The organism is Ruegeria sp. C5 (assembly GCF_056537605.1).
In genome coordinates, this window is record NZ_JBQFRX010000003.1 from 527,574 (window position 1) to 544,642 (window position 17,069).

At 59.6% G+C, this 17,069-nt stretch carries 17 protein-coding genes and 1 riboswitch; of the genes, 4 read left to right on the forward strand and 13 right to left on the reverse strand.

Going from position 1 to position 17,069, the window contains the following annotated elements:
- Positions 1 to 18 precede the first annotated feature (18 nt).
- Genes cobF through cbiE form a run of 6 tightly spaced genes read right to left on the reverse strand, consistent with a single transcriptional unit; the run spans position 19 to position 5,144 of the window.
- Entirely contained in the window at positions 19 to 762 is a 744-nt protein-coding gene (cobF, locus tag ACR0AW_RS14145; protein ID WP_170609347.1) for a precorrin-6A synthase (deacetylating), read from the reverse strand.
- Positions 755 to 1,483, reverse strand: a complete 729-nt coding sequence (gene cobA, locus ACR0AW_RS14150; protein WP_170732871.1) for a uroporphyrinogen-III C-methyltransferase — start codon at positions 1,481 to 1,483, stop codon at positions 755 to 757. The genes cobF and cobA overlap by 8 nt, the downstream gene beginning before the upstream one ends.
- On the reverse strand, positions 1,480 to 2,802 hold the full coding sequence (locus ACR0AW_RS14155; protein ID WP_480439220.1) for a cobyrinic acid a,c-diamide synthase CobB: 1,323 nt from the start codon (positions 2,800 to 2,802) through the stop codon (positions 1,480 to 1,482). The genes cobA and ACR0AW_RS14155 overlap by 4 nt, the downstream gene beginning before the upstream one ends.
- Positions 2,789 to 3,583, reverse strand: coding sequence for a precorrin-4 C(11)-methyltransferase (gene cobM, locus ACR0AW_RS14160; RefSeq protein WP_170391857.1), 795 nt, complete (start codon positions 3,581 to 3,583; stop codon positions 2,789 to 2,791). Before cobM ends, ACR0AW_RS14155 begins: the two co-directional genes overlap by 14 nt.
- Positions 3,580 to 3,948: a cobalamin biosynthesis protein gene (locus ACR0AW_RS14165; protein ID WP_170732869.1), complete on the reverse strand. Its 369-nt coding sequence runs from the start codon at positions 3,946 to 3,948 to the stop codon at positions 3,580 to 3,582. The genes cobM and ACR0AW_RS14165 overlap by 4 nt, the downstream gene beginning before the upstream one ends.
- On the reverse strand, positions 3,945 to 5,144 hold the full coding sequence (cbiE, locus tag ACR0AW_RS14170) for a precorrin-6y C5,15-methyltransferase (decarboxylating) subunit CbiE (RefSeq protein WP_170732868.1): 1,200 nt from the start codon (positions 5,142 to 5,144) through the stop codon (positions 3,945 to 3,947). Before cbiE ends, ACR0AW_RS14165 begins: the two co-directional genes overlap by 4 nt.
- Between cbiE and ACR0AW_RS14175 the strand changes: the two genes are divergently transcribed.
- Positions 5,143 to 5,874, forward strand: coding sequence for a cobalt-precorrin-6A reductase (locus ACR0AW_RS14175; protein WP_170732867.1), 732 nt, complete (start codon positions 5,143 to 5,145; stop codon positions 5,872 to 5,874). The two genes, cbiE and ACR0AW_RS14175, sit on opposite strands and share 2 nt — an antisense overlap.
- On the opposite strand, the gene cobJ is transcribed toward ACR0AW_RS14175, so the two are convergent.
- Genes cobJ through ACR0AW_RS14210 form a run of 7 tightly spaced genes read right to left on the reverse strand, consistent with a single transcriptional unit; the run spans position 5,871 to position 13,835 of the window.
- On the reverse strand, positions 5,871 to 6,629 hold the full coding sequence (cobJ, locus tag ACR0AW_RS14180) for a precorrin-3B C(17)-methyltransferase (protein ID WP_170732866.1): 759 nt from the start codon (positions 6,627 to 6,629) through the stop codon (positions 5,871 to 5,873). The two genes, ACR0AW_RS14175 and cobJ, sit on opposite strands and share 4 nt — an antisense overlap.
- Positions 6,626 to 7,354 (reverse strand): precorrin-2 C(20)-methyltransferase, encoded by a 729-nt coding sequence (locus ACR0AW_RS14185; protein WP_170732865.1) that lies wholly within the window; start codon positions 7,352 to 7,354, stop codon positions 6,626 to 6,628. Before ACR0AW_RS14185 ends, cobJ begins: the two co-directional genes overlap by 4 nt.
- Positions 7,351 to 7,980: a precorrin-8X methylmutase gene (locus ACR0AW_RS14190; RefSeq protein WP_170594882.1), complete on the reverse strand. Its 630-nt coding sequence runs from the start codon at positions 7,978 to 7,980 to the stop codon at positions 7,351 to 7,353. The genes ACR0AW_RS14185 and ACR0AW_RS14190 overlap by 4 nt, the downstream gene beginning before the upstream one ends.
- Positions 7,980 to 9,107 (reverse strand): precorrin-3B synthase, encoded by a 1,128-nt coding sequence (cobG, locus tag ACR0AW_RS14195; RefSeq protein WP_170732864.1) that lies wholly within the window; start codon positions 9,105 to 9,107, stop codon positions 7,980 to 7,982. The genes ACR0AW_RS14190 and cobG overlap by 1 nt, the downstream gene beginning before the upstream one ends.
- Entirely contained in the window at positions 9,104 to 12,397 is a 3,294-nt protein-coding gene (cobN, locus tag ACR0AW_RS14200; RefSeq protein ID WP_170732863.1) for a cobaltochelatase subunit CobN, read from the reverse strand. The genes cobG and cobN overlap by 4 nt, the downstream gene beginning before the upstream one ends.
- A 5-nt stretch (positions 12,398 to 12,402) precedes the next feature.
- Positions 12,403 to 13,458, reverse strand: coding sequence for a cobalamin biosynthesis protein CobW (cobW, locus tag ACR0AW_RS14205; RefSeq protein ID WP_170391839.1), 1,056 nt, complete (start codon positions 13,456 to 13,458; stop codon positions 12,403 to 12,405).
- Entirely contained in the window at positions 13,455 to 13,835 is a 381-nt protein-coding gene (locus tag ACR0AW_RS14210; RefSeq protein WP_170391837.1) for a DUF1636 family protein, read from the reverse strand. The genes cobW and ACR0AW_RS14210 overlap by 4 nt, the downstream gene beginning before the upstream one ends.
- An 85-nt stretch (positions 13,836 to 13,920) precedes the next feature.
- Positions 13,921 to 14,127: riboswitch (cobalamin riboswitch) on the reverse strand.
- Between the two features lie 105 nt (positions 14,128 to 14,232).
- On the opposite strand from ACR0AW_RS14210, the gene ACR0AW_RS14215 reads away from it, so the two are divergent.
- The 3 genes from ACR0AW_RS14215 to ACR0AW_RS14225 all read left to right on the forward strand — a co-directional run bounded on the left by ACR0AW_RS14215 (position 14,233) and on the right by ACR0AW_RS14225 (position 16,945).
- Entirely contained in the window at positions 14,233 to 15,219 is a 987-nt protein-coding gene (locus tag ACR0AW_RS14215) for an NAD(P)-dependent oxidoreductase (RefSeq protein WP_480439222.1), read from the forward strand.
- Positions 15,220 to 15,333: 114 nt separating this feature from the next.
- The gene (locus ACR0AW_RS14220) at positions 15,334 to 16,341 is read left to right on the forward strand and encodes a glycosyltransferase family 2 protein (protein ID WP_480439201.1); all 1,008 of its coding nucleotides are present in this window, start codon (positions 15,334 to 15,336) and stop codon (positions 16,339 to 16,341) included.
- Positions 16,334 to 16,945, forward strand: a complete 612-nt coding sequence (locus ACR0AW_RS14225) for a class I SAM-dependent methyltransferase (protein WP_170732862.1) — start codon at positions 16,334 to 16,336, stop codon at positions 16,943 to 16,945. The genes ACR0AW_RS14220 and ACR0AW_RS14225 overlap by 8 nt, the downstream gene beginning before the upstream one ends.
- Positions 16,946 to 17,069: the final 124 nt, after the last annotated feature.

Below are 17,069 nucleotides of genomic sequence, written 5' to 3' on the forward strand. Positions count from 1 at the left end.
CACAATCCTGTGCGCGCGTCAGGCCGCACGTTTCTTCAGCAGATAGATATCCATGATCCAGCCGTGATCAGAACGGGCCTGCGCGCGGGTATCCAGAATGTCTTGCGCCACATCCGCCAATGGGCCTTTGATCAGAATCTCTTCTTTCATGCCCACATATGCCGCCCACCAGATGTCATAATCGGTCATCTTCAGGCTCTGGAACGAGCATTCGCCATCCAGCATTACGGCCACTTTCGACGCCGTTTCAGGCCATCCATCATCGCGGATGCGACGGCCTGTGGTCACGACATAGGGCGCGCCCAGCTCATTGATCGGGATCGCATGGGCTGCAGTCAATGCCTGTAACGCTGTGATTCCCGGAATAACCTGGACTGGCGGTTGCGGGTCCAGCCGCGCTGCAATTCTTAGCGAACTGTCATACAGCGACGGATCACCCCAGATCAGCAACGCCACCTTCTGCGCGTCCGGGTAGGCTGAAATCGCCTCGTGCCAGCGCAGGGCAATTGCGTCGTGCCATTCGTCGACGCCTCGGAGATAGCCGTCATCTGCCCGGCGTTTGGGAACGTCGAAATAGGCGATCCGTGCAGGTTTGTCGGTGACCTGCGAGATGATGTCTTCGCGCAAACCGGCCAGATCAGCTTTGTTCTCTCCTTTTCGCGGGATCAGGATCAGGTCCGCTGATCTGATCGCCTTCGCCCCCTGAAAGGTCAGGTGGTCGGGATTACCCGTGCCGATTCCGATCAGAATCAGTTCAAACATCTTCGAACTCTGCCAGCGGGCCATACAGGATCAGGGCCGGGGCGGTTCCAACCTCGGATCGCAGCTTGTCGGACAGGTCTCCGATTGTGGAGCGCTCCAAGGATTGTTCGGGAGTTGAAACAGATTCGGCCATCAAAGCAGGCGTGTCCAACGGCAAGCCACGCGCGCTCAGGGCTTCGACCAGCAAGGGAAAAGTGCGCTTGCCCATAAATACGACCGTCGTCGCGCTAGCATCAGCCAGGGCGGAAAGGTTCAGATCGGTCGGCAATTTGCCACTTACGTCATGCCCGGTGACGAATTGAACACGACGTGCAGTCAGGCGTCGGGTCAGAGGAATACCAGCTGCAGCTGCCGCCGCGACGGCAGAGGGGATGCCGGGAATGATCTCGTACTTGATGCCGGCTGCCTGCAACGCGACCAGTTCTTCTTCCAGTCGACCGAACATTCCTCCGTCACCGGATTTCAGGCGTACCACCTGCTGACCGGTCTGCGCATACTCCACCAACAATCGGCTGACGTGATCCTGCTTGGGCGAAGGGCGACCGGCGCGTTTGCCAACACCAACCAGATCAGCATCGTCACGCGCATGGGTCAGGATCGGGCCGCTGCTGAGATCATCAAACAGCACCGCATCGGCTTTCTGCATCCGGTCTACGGCCTTGAGCGTTAGTAGCTCCGGATCACCCGGACCGGAGCCAATGAAAGAGACAAAACCGGTCATGCCGAGGCCTCTGCAATAAGATGGAAAAATGTGCCGGTGACATTGCCACGTCGCGATCCTGTCTGAGGGCCTTCGGCCCCCTCGGCATCGAAGACTCGCGCAAGAGGAGCGTCAGGTTGTTCGATGATCGAGGAATAGTGGAACTCATGTCCGCGCAAGGCGGTACCCTTGGCAAAGCCAGGCATCGACGCCAAAAGTTCAGCCCTACGATAGCCAAGGTTGAATTTGCGCTTTTGGTGTGAGGTTTGCAGACCCAACAACCCCGCCATCTGATGTGGCGCGCCTTCCTTGTCGACCAGAACTTCCCCCAATGCCATATAGCCCCCGCATTCACCATGCACGGGCCGCGTTTCCGCGTGTTTGCGCAGCCCCGTCAAGAAGGTATCTGCTGCCGCCAATGTTCCTGCGTGCAGCTCGGGATAGCCCCCCGGTAGCCAGACCAGTTCAGCGTCTGCAGTTGGCGCTTCGTTTGCCAGTGGGGAAAAGGGCAGTATTTCTGCACCGGCGCTGCGCCACCCTTCCAGCAGATGCGGGTAGGTAAATGAAAACGCTGCATCACGGGCCAGTGCGATCCGCTGCGCCGGGGGGCGCGGCAGCGCGGCTGACGATGGCCCAGCAGGGCCTGAGGAGGCCGCCCGTTTGATCGCATCCAGATCGACATGTTCACGCAGGAATGCGGCATATCCGGCGATTGCCGTTTCCAGATCCGGATGCTCAACCGCCTGGATCAGGCCTAGATGTCTTTCGGGCAGAGTCAGATCACCTCGGCGCGGAAGAACGCCCAGAACCGGCAATCCAGCCCGTTCCATGCCCAGCCGCGTCAGCCGCTCATGTCTTGGGCTGGCACAGCGGTTCAGGATCACCCCGGCAAAAGGTAGATCGGGGTTATACATCCGAAAGCCAAGCGCGGTCGCCGCCGCCGATTGCGCCTGTCCTCCGACATCCAGGACCAGAACGACCGGCCATCCCATGCGCAGCGCCGTTTCAGCGCTCGACCCATGCCCCAGCTCTCCGGGTTTGGCGACACCATCAAACAGACCCATCGAGCCCTCGGCCACCACGATATCTGCTCCGGTTGCCTGCTCTGAGATCGCGGTTAGCAGTGGCTCTCCCATCGCCCAGCTATCCAGATTGAACGAGGCTCGGCCCGCTGCAGCGCGGTGAAACGCCGGATCTATATAGTCCGGCCCGCTTTTGAACGGTTGCACGGTCAAGCCGTCCTGGGCCAAAGCCCGGAGCAATCCCAGCATGACAGTGGTCTTGCCTGTACCCGACGACGGAGCGGAAATCAGTATTCCGGGGGGGTTAGTCATCACCATGGCTCCAGCTCGACCACGGACTGTCGGCGCTTTGAGGGCGATAGCGGCGGTCATATGTCTTGGAATACAGACAGCTTTCGTCAAACCCTTCACCTGCAAGCGCCGGACCAACCATGATCAGTGCGGTGCGCGAGATGCTGTTGTCCAGTGCCTCCTTCAACGTGGCAAGCGTTGCGCGGATGATCTTCTCATCCGGCCAACTAGCGCGGTAGACCACGGCGACCGGGCAGTCTGCCCCATAGGCAGGTGTCAGGTCGGCGATGACGTTATCCAGATTTCCGATCGAAAGGTGGATAGCCAAAGTCGCACCTGTTTTAGCGAAGTTTTTCAGTGTCTCGCCTTCCGGCATCGAAGACGCACGCCCGGGCGTGCGGGTCAAGACCACTGATTGCGCCAGACCGGGCAGTGTCAGCTCGGTCCCGAGCGCTGCAGCCGCAGCCGCAAACGAGGGTACACCGGGCGTGACGCTGACCGGGACACCCATCTCTTTCAGACGTCTGATTTGCTCACCCATCGCCGACCAGACCGAGAGGTCCCCGGAATGCAGCCGCGCCACGTCCTGTCCAGCTTTATGCGCTGCTTCGATTTCGGCCATGATCTGATCCAGATCCATGGGTGCGGTGTTTACGATCTTCGCGCCTTCGGGGCAGTGGCCCAGAATCTCCTCGGGTACCAATGAACCCGCATAGAGGCACACCGGGCAGGAGCCGATGATATCGCGCCCGCGCAGGGTTAGCAGGTCGGCGGCGCCCGGTCCGGCGCCGATGAAATGAACGGTCATGTCTGTCCTCCGATGGCGACGGCGCAGGTTGCAAGCCTGTCGTCCGAGATTTGTCTGGGTGAAATCAGCCGCGCGCCATGTCCGGCGGCAGCAAGAGCGGATGCTTCGGCCACGCTGCCGGTGCCATATGTGGCGCGACTGCGGGCTGAGCAAGTAAGTGTGCGTTGTTCGGCAAGATCATTTGCCGGAATGAAATGTATCGGCAGCTCAGTTGCTTCTGCAAGCGCGGCAAGTGCGGCGTGTCCGTCCTTGTCCGCAACGGTCGCAAGGGCATCGACAGTTTTTCCTGTCGAGGCAAGCTCGAAAGCGGCACGAAGACTGGCCAGCGTAGCAGAGGATGAGAAACCTAACCCCGCGACGATCATAACGTGAGGCTCCACTGCACCACTGGGTAGGCAGATTTCCAGCCTCGCCGTGGACCAAGCGCAGCTGCCTGCGCCAGTTCGATGCGCAGCAGGTCTCCGCCGAGCTTGTCGTGCCATTCAGCTAGCAACGCTTCGCTTTCCAATGTCACCGCGTTGGCGATCAGCCGCGTGCCGGCCTGAAGATTAGCGTGTAGCCAGTTCAGCAGATCCGCACTCAGACCGCCACCGATGAACACCACATCGGGTCGGTCAAGATCAGCCAACGACTCTGGTGCAGAACCGTGCACAACGCACAACCGATCCTGCCCTAACGTATTGGCATTGCGGCGAATGCGTTCGGCCCGATCAGCACGCGGCTCGATAGTCGTTGCAGTTAGCGTCGGATCGCACATCAGCCACTCGATGCTGATCGAACCGGTGCCACCACCGATATCCCACAGATGCTCACCCCGATGAGGGGCAAGCGCCGACAGGGTTAGCGCGCGAATGGGGCGCTTGGTGATCTGGCCGTCGGTTTCAAAGATGTCATCGGGCTTTCCCGAGGCTTTGGGAAAGGCACGCCCAGTACCCGCGACATCAAGACCGACACAAACCGGATGTTCGAAGGTTCCAAGCAACGCCTCGGTCAGCGACACGCTGCGCGCGCGTTCACGGGGGCCACCGAGCGCTTCCATGACGTGCAGAGTGCAATCGGCAAAATCGGTTTCGCCCAGATAGGTCGCAAGCTCGGCTACGGCTTTGCCGTCGCGCAGCAAGAGAATCGCGCGCAGGCCGGCTGCCAAGTGAGGGCGAAGGCGCGTCAGAGGCGCGGCATGTAGCCCGAAGGTCAACGTGTTTTCAAGCGGCCAACCAAGCCGCGCAGCAGCAAGCGAAAAGGTCGACTGGCCGGGTAGGGCAATCCATTCGTTCGTTTCGAAATTACGCGCGATAACGGACCCGGCCCCGAACCAGAACGGATCACCCGAGGCCAGCACAACGGTTTGCCGACCGCGCAATGCGGTCAGAATTGGCAGGCCATCGGCAAATGGGACCGGCCATTCAATCCGTTCCGCCGCGCTGTCTGGGATCAACGACAGGTGGCGTGTCGGACCCATGACAATCTCAGCGCGGTCCAGCACTTGACGGCTTGCAGGGGACAGGCCATCCAGTCCATCTTCGCCCAAACCCAGAACGGTCAACCACGGAGTTTCAGACATGCCCAACCTCCTTATTCTTGGTGGCACGACCGAGGCGAATGCTCTGGCAAAATCGGTTGCCGATCAAGGCATTCCCGCTACATATTCCTACGCCGGACGTGTCGATAACCCGTGCTCGCAACCCGTGCCGATGCGCGTGGGCGGGTTTGGTGGTGCAGCGGGACTGGCGCGGTACATTCACGAGCACGGCGTCACCCATGTTGTCGATGCGACTCATCCCTTTGCGGCGCAGATGAGCCGAAATGCGGTGGAAGCCTGTGCGGGGGGCGCAACGCCCTTGGCCGCTTTGACGCGACCTGCTTGGGTCGCGCAAGACGGGGACAACTGGCAGCACGTACCGGATATTGAAGGTGCGGTTGAAGCTCTGGCCGGTCCAGCCCGCCGCGTCTTCCTGGCAGTCGGCCGCATGCATCTTCATGACTTCGCAGCCCACCCTCAGCATCACTATCTTTTGCGGCTTGTAGACGATCCGGGCGCATTGCCGCTTCCGAAAAGCGATGTGATCGTTTCGCGGGGCCCGTTTTCTGTTGAAGAGGACCGGGCCTTGATGGAACGTCACCATACGCAATTGATTGTATCCAAGAATGCGGGTGGCACCGGCGCGCGGGCCAAACTGGATGCCGCCAGGGCGCTGGGCTTGCCGGTTCTGATGATAGACCGTCCGACTCTGCCGAAGCGGACCGAGTTGGCAAATGTCACGCAGGTCTTGGACTGGCTGGCGCATACTTAATCCTTGGCCAGCGTGAATCTCGGGGTGTAGACGATCGGGGCGCTGTTGCGCTCGACTATGCGGGTCAGGGACGAGCCGACGATGACGACAGTCTGCATGTCCGCCATATCTGCCGTGGCTTCTTCCAGAGTTGAAATCCGCAAAGCCTCATCCTCGCGGGATACAGCGCGTGCGAACAGGATCAGGCGTTCCGGCTCACATTCCTCCCGCAGGATTTCCAGCGTTTTTTCAAACCCTTCCGGTCGAGACTTCGAGCGAGGGTTATAGAACGCCATGGCGAAATCGCCCTGCGCGGCAAGTCGGAGGCGCTTTTCGATCAGTGGCCATGGCTTCAGGTTGTCGCTCAGGTTGATGGCGCAGAAATCATGCCCTAACGGTGCCCCAGCGCGGGCCGAAGCCGCCAGCATCGCAGTGATCCCCGGCAACACTTCGATCTGTATGTCGCGCCAGTCTTTCGGCCCGTTTTCAAGCGCTTCAAACACCGCAGCGGCCATTGCAAACACGCCGGGATCCCCTGACGAGACTACAACGACGCGTTTACCGTCGGCCGCCATTTGCAAAGCGTGCTGAGAGCGGTCGATCTCGACCCGGTTATCGCTGGCGTGCAGGGTCAACCCCTCTCGCTCGGCCACCCGAGCAACATAAGGGATGTAGCCAACCACGTCCGTCGCTTCTGCCAGAGCGGCAGTGACTTCGGGAGTGACCAGTGCTTCGTTTCCAGGCCCAAGGCCAGCGATCTTGACCCAACCGCTCATGGTCGGCGTCCCTGTCCATGAACCAGAATGATTGAGAAATAGGGCGTGATCCCTTCGCAATTATCAGACAGTTTGCAGACCCGTTGGTTCGGCATCTGAGCGTATTCGACGATCCACGCGCGGTCATACAGCCCGGCCTGTTTCAGCGCGCGCTTTACCTTGTCGAAGTTCCGCCCGATCTTCATGACAACCAGCGCGTCGGTCTGGGTCATGCGTTCAGTCAGCGTATCCTCGGGCAAGGTTCCAACAAGAACCGTGAGGACATCGTCGCCCCAAGTTATCGGGTCACCGGTTGCGGTCCAAGCGCCGGACATGCCGGTTATGGCAGGTACGACTTCGACTTCAGATATGTCTCGTAGTCGATTGTAAAGGTGCATAAATGATCCATAGAAGAACGGATCGCCTTCGCACAGGACCACTACATCCTCACCATTTTCGGTAAGTGATTTCAGATGTGTGGCACAGTCTTCGTAAAACACCGAAAGGAGTTCATTATACCTTGGATCTGTCACCGGGATTTCGGTTGTTACCGGGTACTCCATTGGAAACTCGATGGCGTCGCCGGGGATCATTCCATTGACGATCTTGCGGGCCTGACCTGTGCGGCCAGGTTTGCGAAAAAACGCCACATGGCGGGCATTGCGCAGCAGGCGGTCCGCACGGACACTCATCAGGTCCGGATCGCCGGGGCCGAGGCCCACGCCGTATATTTTACCCCCGCTCATTCGGTGCGGCTCGCGATAGCATTGATGGCAGCAACTGTGATCGCACTGCCTCCCAAACGGCCTTTGACGATACAGGATGGTACTGGCTGCGCTTCCCACAAGGCATCCTTGGACTCGACCGCTCCGACGAAGCCCACCGGGCAGCCGATAATGGCAGCGGGGCGTGGGCAGTCGGGATCTTCCAACATGTTCAGAAGGTGGAAAAGCGCGGTAGGGGCGTTACCGATCGCGACCAGTGCTCCTTGCAGATGCGGACGCCACAGCTCTAGCGCGGCGGCAGAGCGCGTGTTGCTCATTTCGGCAGCCAGAGGGCGCACGCGCTCGTCATGCAGGGTGCAGATCACTTCGTTATCAGCGGGCAGGCGAAAGCGGGTGACGCCTTCGCTGACCATGCGGGCATCACACAGGATCGGCGCGCCATTTTCCAGCGCGGAACGCGCTGCCGAGACAAAACCGTCCGAGAAATGGACGAACTCTTCCAGCCCGACCATCCCTGCGGCGTGGATCATCCGAACGGCGACCTGTTCTTCATCGGCATCGAACCGGGCCAGATCAGCCTCGGATCGGATGGTGGCAAAGCTCTGCTTGTAGATCGCCGCGCCGTCGGTTTCGTATTCATAGGGCATCAGGTGAAGTCCATGGTCATGAGTGTTTCTTCGGTCAGGCCGCGTTGGCAGGGCTCATCCCCCGCACGGCCTTGTTTGACAAGGTCAAATCGTCCGGAATTGCCAACCAAAGTGACATCGGCCGGACCCATTCGGGCGCATCCCTTGGCGCAGCCCGATACATGCAGGCTGCCTGCAACGCGCGCGGCCAGGGCGCGCGCCACACCGCGGGTTTCGACCTGCGCCTGCGGGCAGTATGGCGCGCCGGGGCAGGCGTCGGTTGTTCTCAGCGGGTCGGTGCCATCTGTGACAAAGTCAAGGGCGGGTATCGCCGCCCCGCCTTCCAACAGGAACAGCCGCCATGGTGTGACCCGCAGGGCAGTGGCGTTGCTGTTTTCGATCAGCAAATGGAGTTGCCGCGCCGGTAGCTGCCCAAAGGCAGCGCCATAGAGTGTCCCCTGCACGCAGGCTCCCGGTTGAAGAGGCACGCCAATGGGGCCGGGCGCGCTGCCTTGCCACTCGTTGGGCAAACCATATGTGGCAACGGTCCGCGCCATGCGGCGGGTCTCGGTTGTGTGGGTTTGCGCAAACCACTTCGCCAACGCGATCACTTGGTCGATGGCTTGAGCTTCCGACACCACTCGCCCGGTTTCGGCCCCGTCCGCGCGCAGGATCAGGCTGCCCGAACCGAGTTCAAGCCGGATATCCGCCGAGTCATCGGCCAATAAACGCTCGGAACCTGTGTCGATGGCAAAGCCGAACTTGGCAGGTAAATCCGGAAGCTCGGCCAGACGCTGGATCAATTCCTGTGTCAGCCGAGCGGTCAGATCACCGGCTTCATAGAGTGGCGAGACCAGAATGTTGCGGCGAATTTCGATTCCGGGTTCGGCGTCCAGCAGGTTCAGCGAGGAAAGCGCGGCCAACAAGGATTGATGGTCGGTTTCCTCTACTCCACGCAGCTGAAGGTTGGCGCGGTTGGTAAGGTCGATCGTGCCATTGCCGAACCGTTCCGCCAATTCGCACAGCCCTATCGCCTGTTGGGCATCCAGACGCGCCAGCCGAGGGCGTACACGCACAACCAGCCCATCACCGGACATCATCGGGCGATGGGCACTGGGGCACCAGCCCTGCACGATGGGCGCACTCATCCCAACCCCTCCAGGTCGGCGCGGATCGAGTTCCGGCGGGTATGCCATAGCCCTGCCTCCAGCAGTGCACGGAACCGATCCTGCATGGCCTGATGTGCTTGCGGGTTTGCCTGTTGCAGGAAGGCGTCGACCTCTTCATTGCCCAGCGTGGCGTCGTGGTACAGATCGAACAGATGCGGTGCGACTGTGCCGGACAGATGCGCGAAAGATGCCATATGATCCAGCGTCGCCGCGATTTCAGCGGCACCCCGAAACCCGTGCCGCTGCATTCCGGCAATCCAGCCCGGGTTGGCGGCGCGGGCATAGACGACGCGGCTGATTTCCTCGGGCAGGGTGCGGGCGCGCGGGTTGTCCGGGTTGGTATTGTCCAGATGATAGAGCTGTGCGGTACCGCCGGTGATTTTCTTGGCGGCGGCAAATCCGGCCTCGTGCGTGGCATAGTCGTTGGCCAGCAGCAGATCGGTTTCGGTCAGGTCCTGTAGGTGCACAAAGCTGTCGGCATTGGCGACGCGCTGAGAGATGCCGTCCTTATCTTGCGCTATATGCTCGCCTTCCAAAGCGAAGGAACTGGCATCAAGCCAAGCCTCACCCGCTTGCACGCGTGCCTCATCCGTATAGATTTCGGACAGATGAGTCATGTTCAGACCATAGCTGCCGGGGGCTGGCCCATAGACCCGCGCCGCAGGCTCCTGACCGGCGTAAGGATTCCAGTCGGGTGCTTCATCTCGTTTGGTCAATGCGCGAACAGCCTGACCGTACAGCGCTGAAAGCGTCGGGAACACGTCCCGGAACAGGCCAGAGACGCGCAATGTTACGTCCAGACGCGGGCGGCTGAGATCGGTGATCGGCAACACTTCGATGCCCGAGACCCGCTCAGACCCTTTATCCCAAACCGGCTTCACTCCCAGCAGGTGTAGCGCCATGGCGAATTCCTCGCCCGCTGTGCGCATAGTGGCCGAACCCCATAGATCGACGATCAAGCCCTTGGGGTAGTCGCCTTCTTCTTGCAGGTGCCGCCGAACCAGTTCCTCGGCGAGCTTGACGCCTTGTGTATAGGCCGCGCGCGTGGGAACCGAGCGTGGGTCGGTCGTGTAAAGATTCCGCCCGGTCGGCAAAACATCCGTACGCCCGCGATAGGGGGAACCGGACGGCCCGGCCTCGATCCGTTTGCCCGCTAAAGCGTCAATCAGGGCAGAGCGTTCAGCTTGGGCTGAGTGGGCAGCGTCGAAATTGCCCGTCTCATCGGGGACGCGCCCAAAGATATGCAGCCCATCACCGAACTGGCTTTCCTTGATGTCGCAGACAAATCGGTCAATGCGCGTGATCGCCTCGGCGGTGCAGGTTGCCTGATCGAGGCCAAGGTCGTTTTCCAACCCGATCGCCTGCGCCTCGTCCCGGATATCTTCCTGCAGGCGGTCACGGCGTTTGGGGTCGAGGCCATCCGCATTCGAGAACTCGTCCAACAGCGATTCCAGCCGCACCATGCGATCTGGTGTGCCGCTTTCCTTCATCGGGGGGGGGATATGGCCCAACGTGACCGCCCCGATCCGACGCTTGGCCTGCGCGGCCTCGCCGGGGTCGTTGACAATGAAGGGGTAGATCACCGGCAGATCGCCGATTAACGCCTCGGGCCAACATTCGTTGCACAAGGCGACTGATTTTCCCGGCAACCATTCCAGCGTGCCATGCGCGCCGATATGGATCAGCGCATCCGCGCCCAATCCTTTGCGTAACCAAAGGTAAAAGGCGACGTAGGCGTGGCGCGGTGTGCGCGACAGATCGTGATAGTCATCATCGCGCAGTTCGGGTGTGCCGCGCTCGGGCTGCAGCGCGATCAGAGCCTTTCCGCGACGCAGCGCAGCGAAGTAGAACGCGCCATTTGTGAAAGCAGGGTCGTCTTCGGGAGTGCCCCAAACCTTATTGAGATCGGCGCGGAGTGTTTCCGGCAGCGCCGCCAGCGCCACCTGATAATCCTCTAGCGGCCATGAAATCCGGGCATCAAGAAGAGTTTCAGCAATCGGCTCGGCAGGCGCGGTGTCATACCCTTCGCCTTGCAGATCGAGCAACATTGCCTCAGCCGAGGCCAGCGCATCCAGACCCACTGCATGTGCCATCTGCCAGTCTTTGCCGGGATAGGTCGATAGTACCAGCGCCGGAACCTGCTCCGCTTTGGGTTTGTCGTGAAGGTTCAGCCAGCCGGAGATGCGGTTGATGATGGCTTCGATCCGTTCGGGTTCAGCCCGATGAGCGAAGCGAGAATACTCGAGATGCGGGTCGCGTTTGCCCGGCTCTTTGAAGGATACGATGCCCGCGTTGATCCGCCCGTCCACTTCCGGAAGGACCACATGCATGGCAAGATCAGCTGGTGAAAGGCCACGTTCCGCTTCGGCCCACGCTTTGCGGCGTGAGGTGGCCAGCGCCACCTGAAAGACCGGCACCTCTGCCACATCGAGAGGTGAGGTGCCTGATGCGCCCTTGCCTGAGAATGAGGTGGCGTTGATGATCGCCGAAGGCTTCAGCGCTACAATAGTCTCGCGCAGCCAATCGGCGACATTTGGTGCTTTGAGCGACGGGGCAAACAGGCCGACGGCCTCAAAACCTCGCGCGCGCAAGCTGCGGATCAGCGCTGCGATTGGGGCTGTGTCCGCCGAGGTCAGATAAGCACGATAGAAGGTTACGATGATACGTTTCGCATCACCGGGCAGAGCGTTTTCTGTAGGGATCACGCCGTGATCTGGGCACCAGGCGCCGCATTCAGGGATGGTCTTCGCGCCCATGACCGGACCTGCATACAACCCCGCAGCCAGTGCCATCTGCGCCAGAGCGGCCTGCGCCGCGACCTCACCGCCGGTGTCGCACAGATGCGCCAGCCGCCGCAGGGTCGAGACAGGCAGGGTAGAGTAATCATCCAGCCGCGTATCCTCGCGACCGTCTGCGGGCAGCACGGCCAGTGCAATCCCTTTGGCCTGCGCCAGCGCCAGAACCTGCTGCAAGCCGTACGCCCAATAGGGCACTCCACCGATCAGACGGATCAGGATGCCCTTTGCGCTCTCCAGTGTCTGCTCGACATATGTGTCGACTGAGAGGGGATGCTTCAGCGCCGTCAGATTGGCCAGCCGCATCGTTGGCATGCGTCCTTCAGGCCCACCTCCACGATGCCATCCCGCCGCGAAAGCGCCAAGGTCACTGTCGGAAAAGGACAGCACCACCAGGTCCGCCGGGCTCTGACCCAGATCGGTCGGGGTCTCGGTTTCTTCGAGCCCATGGCTTTCGCGGAAGACGACGTGCATAGGTCTTACTCGGCAGCCTCGGTTACACCCACGAGGATATCCCGGATCTCGGCCTCTTTGATATCGTCATGCTCGGCAATGACCACAAGGCGCGAGCGACGGTCTTCGCCGGGCTCCCACAGGCGGTCATATTGGTGACGCACGCGCGCACCGACGGCCTGAACCAGTAGGCGCATGGGCTTGCCCTGAACGGCGGCATAGCCTTTGACGCGCAGGATATTCAACTCGTTGGCCAATCGTTCAATCTTGGCGACCAGATCAATCGGATCGGTTTGCTCGGGCAGTTCAACGATGATGCTTTCGAAATCGTCATGCTCGTGATCGTGATGGCCGTCGTGATGGCTGGGACGCGCGTCCATGTCATCCTCGGCCGCGGCTTCTAGACCCAGCACGACGCGGACGTCCACGGCACCCTCGGCCACTTCGACCACGGGCATGGGGCGGGGCGCTTCGGCGGCGATGATCTCTTTCGCTTTCGCAACGCCTTCCGGGCCAGCCAGATCGGGCTTGGTCAGCAGAATGATGTCGGCGCAGGAAATCTGATCCTCGAACACCTCGGACAAGGGCGTTTCATGATCAATCGAGTCATCTGCCATGCGTTGCGCATCCACCGCCTCGACATTCGGAGCGAACCGACCAGCGGCCACGGCCTCGGCATCGGCCAGAGCAATCACGCCATCGACGGTAATTTTCGAGCGGATATCGGGCCAGTCGAACGCCTTCAGCAGCGGTTTTGGCAGGGCAAGACCGGAGGTTTCGATCAGGATGTGATCGGGGCGCGGCTCTAGTGCCATCAGGGCTTCAATGGTCGGGATGAAATCATCGGCCACGGTGCAGCAGATGCAACCATTGGCCAGTTCCATGATGTTTTCCGCCGGGCAATCAGGAATGGCGCAGGACTTCAGGATATCGCCATCGACGCCGACATCGCCGAATTCGTTGACGACCACCGCCAGACGCTTGCCCTGCGGGTTCTGCATCAGATGGCGCACCAGTGTGGTTTTGCCCGAGCCCAAAAAGCCGGTGATCACAGTGACGGGGAGTTTCTCGAGATTGCTCATTTCAGGGCTCCAATCGGGGGAATGCGGGCCGCACAGTTTTTGCGGAAATGTTCGGGACGTTCGCGCCATTTGACCAAACCGTCCTCGGTGGCGAGGTATTTGGCTGCGCCTTCGACGATGGTTTCAACATGGTCGATCTCGTTCAGATGCTCATACACGAAAGTCCAGCGATCCGGTCCTCCGCGTAGCACGATCGAGCAGCCTTCATCGCAATTCGACAGGCATTCCACAGCTTTCAAGGTAATGCCTTCGGGCAGGCCCGCCTGTTCAAGCGCCTTGTGCAGCAACGTGCCGGGGCGCTGGGCGTCATCCTCGACAGGCAGCCCGCGACGGCAGGTAGTGCAAACCAGCAGTTCGACCGGTGCGGTCTCGGTCATGTCTCTCATCCCCCCAAATCCTCTTCGTGGGGGACGGGGTTTCATGCGGGCCGATCACAGCCCCACACCGGAACACCCCGTCCGGTTTCATCTTCGGGCGTTGGCAGGTCTCCCGGCTTGCGGATGTCAGAGGAGGCCTCTGTCGGATGTCCCGCCTTCCCGGCCATACTGCCAGTGGCTTTGGGCACCCTCTCCGGTCACGGTCGCGGGGGCGGCTGCGTTTGACGGCAAAAACCGCTGACGCATTCCCTTTTCATCTGCTCTCGCAGACACCAACGAAAGGGACATGCGGCAGGGCAGGGTTGCTTGTCAAGCGAGTCGCGCCGATCCGTGAAAAAGCGGATAAAAAGCGACCTGTCGGGGTCGCTGGGCGGCATGATACTTCTGCAACGACGTGCTGGCATGGCAGCAAGATGCGAACAGGAGGATACCGCGCATGAAAGTAGGGTTTATCGGGCTGGGGAATGTAGGGGGCAAGCTATCTGGATCGCTGCTACGAAACGGTATCGATCTGACGGTTCATGACCTGAACCCGGATCTGGTGACCGAATTCGTCGCCAAGGGTGCCAAAGCCGCCAAAAGTCCGGCGCAGCTGATGCGTGATTGCGATGCGGTGATAACCTGTTTGCCTTCTCCTGCGGCCTCGGATGCGGTGATGCAGGAAATGTTGCCAGAGGTCGGCCCTGGCAAAATCTGGATGGAAATGTCGACCACCGATGAAGCCGAAGTCAAACGCCTTGGCGCAATGGTCATTGAACGAGGCGGGGCTGCAGTGGATTGCCCGGTTTCCGGCGGATGTCACCGGGCAGCGACGGGTAATATCTCGATCTTCGCAGGCTGTGATCGTGAGACTTTTGAACGTATCCTGCCATTCCTGACCACCATGGGGCGGCGCATTTTGCACACGGGCGATCTGGGCTCGGCCTCTGTTCTGAAGGTGTTGACCAATTATCTGGCTACCGCCAACCTGATCACCTGCGCCGAGGCATTGGTGACAGCCAAGGCCGCCGGCATGGACCTTGGAACCACCTATGAGGCGATTAAGATATCGTCAGGCACATCCTTCGTGCACGAGACCGAAAGTCAGGTCATCCTGAACGGCTCGCGCGATATTTCCTTCACCATGGACCTGGTGAAAAAAGATATCGGTCTGTTTCAGGAGGTCGCCGACCGTGCCGGAGTTCCTCTTGAGATAAACCCATTGATGATCAAGATTTTCGAAGATGGCATCGCGCGATATGGTGAGCGTGAATTGTCCCCGAACATCATCAGGCGGCTAGAGGACGCGACCGGACTGGAGATCCAGGCGCCAGGGTTCCCAACCGAGATGCTGGACGACGAGCCAGAAGAACCGGGTTATGAGGTGATCCCACAGAATCGGTAGATAGATTAATCGGCAAGCATTGCGGCTGTCTGGCGACCTGGTTGGACAAAATTCTGGTGCTATTCTAAATAGGTCGACAGGAGTCCGACACCGGCACAGGCAAGAGAACAACTTATGACGAATGAGACCTTTCTCATCGTAACAACGATGAAAAACGAAGGGCCTTTCATGATCGATTGGGTGGCCTACAACCACGCAATCGGTTTTGATGACATTCTGATTTATACCAATGATTGCGCTGATGGTACCGATGCCATGGGTGACCGGTTGCAAGTGCTTGGCTGGGCTCACCACCAACGAAACAGACTGGGTCCGCGCGCTGCGCCTCAGGTTCGTGCATTTTCGCTTGCGCGGAATCACCCAAGCTATCTGTCTTCGGATTGGATTCTCAGTTTGGATGTGGACGAGTATATCAATATCCGTTTGCCCAATAGTGATATAAGAAGCCTCGTTGAGGCCAGCGGCGTGGCGGACGCGATCTCGATCTGCTGGCGCATGTTCGGAAACGCGGGTCAGAACGATTTCGTTGATCGACCCGTACCTGAGACTTTCTTTCTGGCCGCCACCGAAGACGGCTATCCGCATCATCGGACCAAAGGGTTCAAAACGCTGTTCCGCAACAACGGAAAATTCAGCCGTTTTCGCGCCCATCGTCCCAGGATCAATCCAGAAGATGCACCGAACCCTGACGCGCCATACGAAGGCGTGTTGTGGCGGGATTCGGGCGGGAACCTCTACCCAGCAGACCAAGTGAAATGGAAAGCATGGCGTGGTTTCAGCCATGAATTCGCGCGCATTCATCATTATGCTGTGCGCAGCACTGATAGCTTTTTAGTCAAGCGCGACCGTGGGCGCACCAATCATGTGGGGCAGGATCAAGGGCTCAAATACTGGCTCATGATGAACCACAATGATGTTGAGGATCGCTCAATTCTGGAACACATGCCGGCTATGCACGAAATCAAAGCTGAGATGATGGCAGATCCGCAATTGGCTGATCTTCATCATAAAGCATGTGAGTGGCACAGGTCGAAAGCCGAAGAATTGAGAGCCAGACCGGATTGGGTTGATCTGGTTGAAGCGTTGCAAAATTCCTCAACCGGAGAAGACGTCTATGGGTGAAGCTGTATCTGCTGAGGATCGCCGCAAGAAGCAAGCTGAGCAGCGCGAGCGGAAGGATTCCCTGCGGCGCGAAATGCTCAAGACCATGCCGCATGGACGGCTGAGCGTTGAAATTGGCGTTTGGAAGGGCGAATTTTCGCGGATTCTGCTGGAAGAGCTACAGCCCTCGAAACTGTGCCTCATCGATCCCTGGCAAGTACAGCAAGACCCGGATGGCGGTGCTTCGCTTGCCGGAGCGCGCACGCAAAAGGATATGGATCGAATTTACGAGGCAGTGACGCGCAAATACAGCACCGAGATTGCCAAGGGGCAAATTTCGATCATTCGCGACTATTCGCAACCGGCGCTGAGTCTGTTTGAAGATCAAAGCATCGGGTTTGCCTATTTGGACGGCGACCATTCCTACGAGGGCGTAAAAACGGATCTGGATGCTTTGCTGCCCAAGATGATCGAAGGCGGCGTAATCATGCTTGACGATTATCACAGGCGCGGTTGGTGGAAAGATGACGTGATGCGTGCGTTCCACGAATTCCTCGGGGCACATTCTGCGGGGCTGCGGCTCAAGGCCATCATGGGGGCGCAGGTGGCCGTTGAGAAACTTTGAGCCGAGATCATTTTTCTGATTTTAGATTCGTGCGACGTAACCTGGGCTGGCTGATGTCTTCCAGCGTCAACAGTGTTAAGCAACAAGTTCAGCGATGACGGATAGGGTTGTTGTCTAAGTCCGA

Excerpts from the sequence above, each read along its gene's own strand:
- cobF (WP_170609347.1), bottom strand. The coding sequence starts at position 762 with ATGTTTGAACTGATTCTGATCGGAATCGGCACGGGTAATCCCGACCAC.
- cobA (WP_170732871.1), bottom strand. The coding sequence starts at position 1,483 with ATGACCGGTTTTGTCTCTTTCATTGGCTCCGGTCCGGGTGATCCGGAG.
- ACR0AW_RS14155 (WP_480439220.1), bottom strand. The coding sequence starts at position 2,802 with ATGGTGATGACTAACCCCCCCGGAATACTGATTTCCGCTCCGTCGTCG.
- cobM (WP_170391857.1), bottom strand. The coding sequence starts at position 3,583 with ATGACCGTTCATTTCATCGGCGCCGGACCGGGCGCCGCCGACCTGCTA.
- ACR0AW_RS14165 (WP_170732869.1), bottom strand. The coding sequence starts at position 3,948 with ATGATCGTCGCGGGGTTAGGTTTCTCATCCTCTGCTACGCTGGCCAGT.
- ACR0AW_RS14175 (WP_170732867.1), top strand. The coding sequence starts at position 5,143 with ATGCCCAACCTCCTTATTCTTGGTGGCACGACCGAGGCGAATGCTCTG.
- cbiE (WP_170732868.1), bottom strand. The coding sequence starts at position 5,144 with ATGTCTGAAACTCCGTGGTTGACCGTTCTGGGTTTGGGCGAAGATGGA.
- cobJ (WP_170732866.1), bottom strand. The coding sequence starts at position 6,629 with ATGAGCGGTTGGGTCAAGATCGCTGGCCTTGGGCCTGGAAACGAAGCA.
- ACR0AW_RS14185 (WP_170732865.1), bottom strand. The coding sequence starts at position 7,354 with ATGAGCGGGGGTAAAATATACGGCGTGGGCCTCGGCCCCGGCGATCCG.
- ACR0AW_RS14190 (WP_170594882.1), bottom strand. The coding sequence starts at position 7,980 with ATGCCCTATGAATACGAAACCGACGGCGCGGCGATCTACAAGCAGAGC.
- cobG (WP_170732864.1), bottom strand. The coding sequence starts at position 9,107 with ATGAGTGCGCCCATCGTGCAGGGCTGGTGCCCCAGTGCCCATCGCCCG.
- cobN (WP_170732863.1), bottom strand. The coding sequence starts at position 12,397 with ATGCACGTCGTCTTCCGCGAAAGCCATGGGCTCGAAGAAACCGAGACC.
- cobW (WP_170391839.1), bottom strand. The coding sequence starts at position 13,458 with ATGAGCAATCTCGAGAAACTCCCCGTCACTGTGATCACCGGCTTTTTG.
- ACR0AW_RS14210 (WP_170391837.1), bottom strand. The coding sequence starts at position 13,835 with ATGACCGAGACCGCACCGGTCGAACTGCTGGTTTGCACTACCTGCCGT.
- ACR0AW_RS14220 (WP_480439201.1), top strand. The coding sequence starts at position 15,334 with ATGACGAATGAGACCTTTCTCATCGTAACAACGATGAAAAACGAAGGG.
- ACR0AW_RS14225 (WP_170732862.1), top strand. The coding sequence starts at position 16,334 with ATGGGTGAAGCTGTATCTGCTGAGGATCGCCGCAAGAAGCAAGCTGAG.